Consider the following 5,953-nt stretch of genomic DNA (forward strand, 5'->3'; position numbering starts at 1 on the left):
GCCGGAGCGATGGGCTCCGGACCGCGGCGGCGGATGGTGTTACAGCGGGGCTACGGGGGTCAGGGGGTGACCGGCGCCATCTTGTCGACGATGCCGGGGTGGGCGTCGATCCACTTCTGGACGCCCTCCTCCTCGTTGCCCTTGCCCGCGTCCTGCACGGCCTGCTCCAGCGTGGCCAGCTCCTTCTCCGTCATGTGCCACTTCTTCAGCCACCCGTTGAACTCGGGGAACTTCTTCGGGAAGGACTTGTTGGCGAGAGTGTGGAGCTGGTTGTTGGCCCCGAAGGCCTTCTGCGGGTCCGCGAGCTTGGTGAGCTTGTACTTGCTGTACGCCCAGTGCGGGGTCCACAGAACGACGGCCACCGGTTCCTTCTTGGCGTAACTGCGCTCGAGCTGCGCCAGCATCGCCGGGGAGGAACCGTCGGAGACCTTGTACTCCTTGTCGAGGCCGTACGCCTTCAGGACCTTGCTCTTGAGGATCTTCATCTCACCGGTGCCCGGTTCGATGCCGACGATCTTGCCCTTGAAGAGGTCGGACTTCCCCTTGAGGTCGGCCAGGGACTTCACGTCCTTGACGTACGACGGGACGGCGATCTCGAGAGAGGTCTTGTCGTACCACGACCCGACGTCGACGAGATTCTTCTTGTATCTGTCCCAGTACTGTTTCTGCGCGACCGGCAACCAGCCGTCGAACTCGACGTCGACCTGGCCGGTGCTCATCCCGGTGAACATCGAGCCGACGTCGTACTGCTTGATCGACGGCTTGTAGCCGCGCTTCTCCAGGACGTTCTTCCACAGGTACGTGGTCGCGATGTCCTCGTCCCACGGGAAGTAGCCGATCTTCGGCGCGGCGCCCGCGTCCTTGCCCTTCTGGTCGGCGCCGCCGGGCACCGGGGCGAGCTTGCTCGCGATCCCCGGGTTGTCCTTCAGCCAGGCGCGCACGCCCTCCTGCTCCTTGCCCTTACCGGCGTCCTGGATGGCCGACTCCAGGCTGGTGAGCTGCTTCTCGCTCAGCTTGAAGTTCTTCATCCACTTGGCGATCTGCGGGTTCTTCTTCGAGAAGCCCTTGCGCGCGATCGTGTCGATGTGGTCGCCCTTGCCGAAGGCGCCCTTGGGGTCCTTCAGCTTGGTGAGCTTGTACTTGTCGTACGCCCAGTGCGGGGACCACAGGGTGACCGCGATCGGCTCCTTCTTGGCGTAGGAGCGCTCCAGCTGGGAGAGCATCGCCGCGGTGGAGCCCTTGACCAGCTGGTAGTCCTTGTTCAGGCCGTACCCCGGCATGACCTTGTCCTGCATCAGCTTCATCTCACCGGCGCCGGGCTCGATGCCGATGATCTTCTTCTCGAAGGTGCTGGACTTGGACTTGAGGTCGTCGAGGGACTTCACGCCCTTGACGTACGAGGGGACCGCGACCTCCAGGGAGGTCTTGTCGTACCAGGAGCCGAGGTTCTCCAGCTTGTCCTTGTACTTCGACCAGTACGTGGCGTGGGTGGCCGGGAGCCAGGCGTCGGTCTGCATGTCGATGTTGCCCGCGGCCATGCCGGTCCACAGGGCGCCGACGTCGTACGACTGCACCTTGGGCTTGAAGCCGCGCTCCTCCAGCAGCTCCTTCCACAGGAAGGTGGAGGCGACGCCCTCGTCCCAGTTGATGTAGCCGAGGTTGACCGACTGGCCCTTGCCGACGTTGGCGGAGACGGTGGGGCCGGTGTCGTTGTCGGCGAACATCTTCATGCCGCCGGCGACCAGCGCCAGGGCGACCACGCCGACCATGGCGACCGAGGTCGCGGGCCGCCAGTGCAGCACCCGCGAACCGGTGAGCGCCTTGGCCCGCTCCTTGGCCAGCGCGCGGCGGGCCAGCGGGGAGACGCGCTGATTGAGCGCGCTGGTCATCCGGTCCAGGTACATGGCCAGGATGACCACCGCGATGCCGCCCTCGAAGCCCATGGCCACGTCGACGGAGCTGATCGCCTGGAAGACCGTGGAGCCCAGGCCCTCTGCGCCGACCATGCCCGCGATGACGACCATGGACAGCGCCAGCATGATCACCTGGTTGATGCCCGCCATGATGGTGGGCAGGGCCAGCGGCAGCTGGACGCGCAGCAGGGTACGGCGCGGATGGGTACCGAAGGCGTCGGCCGCCTCGACCAGCTCGGCGTCGACCTGGCGAATGCCCAGCTCCGTCATGCGGACGCCCGGGGGCATCGAGAAGATGACGGTCGCGACGACACCGGGGACGACCCCGAGGCCGAAGAAGAAGATGCCGGGGATCAGGTAGACGAAGGCGGGCATCGTCTGCATGAAGTCCAGCACCGGGCGGATCGCCGCGCTCACGGCGCGGTTGCGGGACGCCCAGATGCCCAGCGGCACCGCGAACACGATGGTGATCGCACCGGCGACCAGCACCAGCGCGAGGGTGTTCATCGCCTCGCCCCACAGCTCGATCGAATCGATGAGCGCGAAGCCGAGGAAGGCGAGGACGGCGGGCAGCAGCCCGCGCAGCCACCAGGCAAGCACCGCGAGGATGCCCGCGAGCAGCAGCGGCTCGGGCGCGCTGAGCACCGAGTTCACCCCGTCGTACATGCCCTGCACGACGGAGGAGATGAAGTCGAAGAGCCAGCTCAGGTTGTCACGGAGCCAGTTGACGCCGGAATTGATCCAGTCGCCGAGTTCGAGCCTAGGCACCGGTGATCACCTTCTTCGCGGACTCGGGCGCGTCCCCGCCGCCGGGTGACGGCGGCGTCGCGCCGTCGCCGCCGGTGTCCCCGTCGCCGAGGACGGCGAGCAGCCGGGAGCGGGCGATGACGCCGACGAGCACGCCGTCGCCGTCGGTCACCGCGACCGCGGTGCCGCTGCGCGAGCAGGGGGTGAACAGCTCGACGATCGGGGTGTCGGTACCGACGGTGGCGGGGGCGGCGGCCAGCACGTCCTGCTCGGTGCGCAGCGTCGTGCCGTCGTCCGCGGTGGTGCCCAGTACCTCGTCGGGGTCGGACATGATCGCCCCGGCGGTGAGCACCCGGGACCGGTCGACGTCCTGGGTGAAGGAAGCGACGTAGTCGTTGGCCGGGGTGACCAGGATGTCCTCGGCGGTGCCGATCTGGACGATCTGGCCGTCACGCATGACGGCGATGCGGTCACCGAGGCGCATGGCCTCGTTGAGGTCGTGGGTGATGAAGACGATGGTCTTCTTGAGCCGCTTCTGGAGCTGGACCAGCTGGTCCTGCATATCGCGGCGGATCAGCGGGTCGAGCGCGCTGAAGGACTCGTCCATCAGCAGCACGTCGGCGTCGGTGGCCAGGGCGCGGGCGAGGCCCACGCGCTGCTGCATACCGCCGGACAGCTCGTCGGGCCAGGACTTCTCCCAGCCGGCCAGACCGACCATCTCCAGGGCCTCGGTGGCGCGCTTCACGCGCTCCTCTGACGGTATGCCCTGGACCTCCAGGCCGTACCCGGCGTTCTCCAGCACCGTGCGGTGCGGGAAGAGGGCGAAGTGCTGGAAGACCATGCTGATCTTGTGGGAGCGCACCCGGCGCAGTTCGCGGGGGCTGAGCGCGGTGAGGTCGTCGTCGTCGAAGAGGACGCGTCCGGCGGTCGGCTCCAGCAGCCCGTTCAGCATGCGCAGCAGCGTGGACTTCCCGGATCCGGACAGACCCATGACGACGAATGTCTGGCCCGCCTCGACCGCGAAGGAAGCATCGATGACCGCAGCCGTCGTACCTTCCGCCCGCAGTTTCTCGCGGTCCGCACCGCCCTCGAGATCGGCTACCGCCTCATCGGGTCTTCTGCCGAACACCTTGTACAGGCCTTCGGCTCGCAGTTTGGACACATATACCTCTCATATCGCACCAAAAAACGACCCGCCACCCCCGCCGGCAGGTCGTGGAACAGCACGGCACCGGGACCGCATGCCCTACGCAATAGTTGAATCACGCAAGGGCCTCGCTCCGGGGGCGCACCTGCCCCTCTCCTTATGGCGTAAACCATACGGTGACCCAGCTCACATTCCCAGTCCGGGAGTGTCACCGGCGTACGGCATTATCGAGATGTGACCCGACGCCTGATGCTTCTCGATACCGCTTCTCTGTACTTCCGTGCCTATTTCGGGGTGCCTGATTCGGTCAAGGCCCCCGACGGCACTCCGGTGAACGCCGTGCGCGGGCTGCTGGACTTCATCGCCCGGCTGGTCCAGGACCACCGGCCGGACGATCTGGTGGCCTGTATGGACTTCGACTGGCGGCCCGCCTGGCGGGTGGAGCTGATCCCCACGTACAAGGCGCACCGGGTCGCCGAGGAGGCCCCGGAGGCGGCCGGGGTCGACCAGGAGGAGGTTCCGGACACCCTCTCCCCGCAGGTCCCGGTGATCGACGCGGTGCTGGACGCGATCGGCATCGCCCGGGTGGGCTCGGCGGGCTACGAGGCGGACGATGTGATCGGCACGCTCGCCGGGCGCGCGACCGGCCCGGTCGACATCGTCACCGGCGACCGCGACCTCTTCCAGCTGGTCAGCGACGAGCGCCGGGCGCGAGTGCTCTACCCGGTCAAGGGCGTCGGCACGCTCCAGGTGGTGGACGAGGCGCTGCTGCGCGAGAAGTACGGGGTGGACGGCGGCGGATACGCGGATCTGGCGCTGCTGCGCGGCGACCCGAGCGACGGCCTGCCGGGCGTGCCCGGGGTCGGCGAGAAGACCGCCGCCAAGCTCCTGGCCGCGCATGGCGACCTGGCCGGGATCATGGCCGCGGTCGACGACCCCGACTCCAAGCTGACCCCCACGCAGCGCAAGCGGCTGGACGAGGCGCGGCCGTATCTCGCGGTCGCGCCGAAGGTCGTCCGGGTCGCCTCGGACGTCCCGCTGCCGCCGTTCGACGCCGCCGTGCCGCGGACGCCGCGCGACCCGCGCGCGGTGGACGCGCTCGCGGAGCGCTGGGGACTGGGTGGATCCTTGCGGCGGGTGCTCTCCACCCTTGAGGGATAAAGTGTTAGGTTAGCTTAACCTAACCATTGCCGATCAAGGAGCCCGCCATGGCAGACCGTCCTGCCCGTAAACGTCCGCGGCCCCACCGGGCGCAGGTGGTACGCACCGACCGGCTGACCCCCCACATGGTGCGGGTGGTGCTCGGTGGCGACGGTCTTGCCGAATTCAGCGCCGGTGAATGGACCGACCACTACGTCAAGCTGCTGTTCCCCGCCGAGGGCGTGGCCTGTCCCGAGCCGTTCGACCTGGAGCGGATCCGCGAGGAACTCCCCCGCGAGCAGTGGCCGGTCACCCGTACGTACACGGTGCGGGCGTGGGACCCGGCGGCCCGCGAGCTGACGATCGACTTCGTGGTCCACGGCGACGAGGGCCTGGCCGGACCGTGGGCGGCCCACGCGCGGCCCGGCCAGGAGATCTACTTCCAGGGGCCGGGCGGCGCCTACGCCCCGCACGAGGACGCCGACTGGCATCTGCTCGCCGGTGACGAGAGCGCCCTGCCCGCGATCGCCGCCGCGCTGGAGCGGCTGGCCCAACGGCCCCAGGGCGCGGGCAGGCCCGTCGTGCACGCCTTCATCGAGGTCGAGGGGCCGGAAGAGGAGCACAAACTGGCCGTTCCGGACGGGGCCGAGGTCGTGTGGCTGCACCGGGGCGCCGCGCCGGTCGGCGAGGCACTGGTGGCGGCCGTCCGCGGGCTGGACTTCCCGGCCGGGCAGGTGCATGCCTTCGTGCACGGCGAGGCGGGCTTCGTGAAGGAGATCCGCCGCTATCTGCGACTGGAGCGCGAGGTGCCGCGCGAGTGGCTGTCCATCTCCGGCTACTGGCGGCGCGGCCACAACGAGGACGGCTGGCAGGCGTCGAAGCGGGAGTGGAACCAGCAGGTGGAGGCCGAGCAGGAGGGCCAGGCCCCCAAGGAGGCGGCCGCGTAGGGCACACCGCACCTACACGCGCGTACGGCGGGCGGGCGGACGGCATGTGACCGTCCGCC

The 5,953-nt window shown here is 68.7% G+C and carries 4 protein-coding genes; 2 read left to right on the plus strand and 2 right to left on the minus strand.

Annotation, left to right across the window (positions count from 1 at the left end; translation table 11 throughout):
• Nucleotides 1-59 precede the first annotated feature (59 nt).
• A complete protein-coding gene (locus tag EEJ42_RS35380; RefSeq protein WP_123106309.1) occupies nucleotides 60-2,681 on the minus strand; it encodes an ABC transporter permease/substrate binding protein in 2,622 nt (873 codons plus the stop codon).
• Nucleotides 2,674-3,822 (minus strand): quaternary amine ABC transporter ATP-binding protein, encoded by a 1,149-nt coding sequence (locus EEJ42_RS35385; RefSeq protein WP_123106310.1) that lies wholly within the window; start codon nucleotides 3,820-3,822, stop codon nucleotides 2,674-2,676. The genes EEJ42_RS35380 and EEJ42_RS35385 overlap by 8 nt, the downstream gene beginning before the upstream one ends.
• 234 nt (nucleotides 3,823-4,056) lie before the next feature.
• Between EEJ42_RS35385 and EEJ42_RS35390 the strand changes: the two genes are divergently transcribed.
• The gene (locus EEJ42_RS35390) at nucleotides 4,057-4,968 is read left to right on the plus strand and encodes a 5'-3' exonuclease (protein ID WP_123106311.1); all 912 of its coding nucleotides are present in this window, start codon (nucleotides 4,057-4,059) and stop codon (nucleotides 4,966-4,968) included.
• 47 nt (nucleotides 4,969-5,015) lie between these two features.
• Nucleotides 5,016-5,894: a siderophore-interacting protein gene (locus EEJ42_RS35395; protein WP_123106312.1), complete on the plus strand. Its 879-nt coding sequence runs from the start codon at nucleotides 5,016-5,018 to the stop codon at nucleotides 5,892-5,894.
• Nucleotides 5,895-5,953: the final 59 nt, after the last annotated feature.

Source organism: Streptomyces botrytidirepellens (assembly GCF_003721215.1).
Taxonomy (GTDB): domain Bacteria; phylum Actinomycetota; class Actinomycetes; order Streptomycetales; family Streptomycetaceae; genus Streptomyces; species Streptomyces himastatinicus.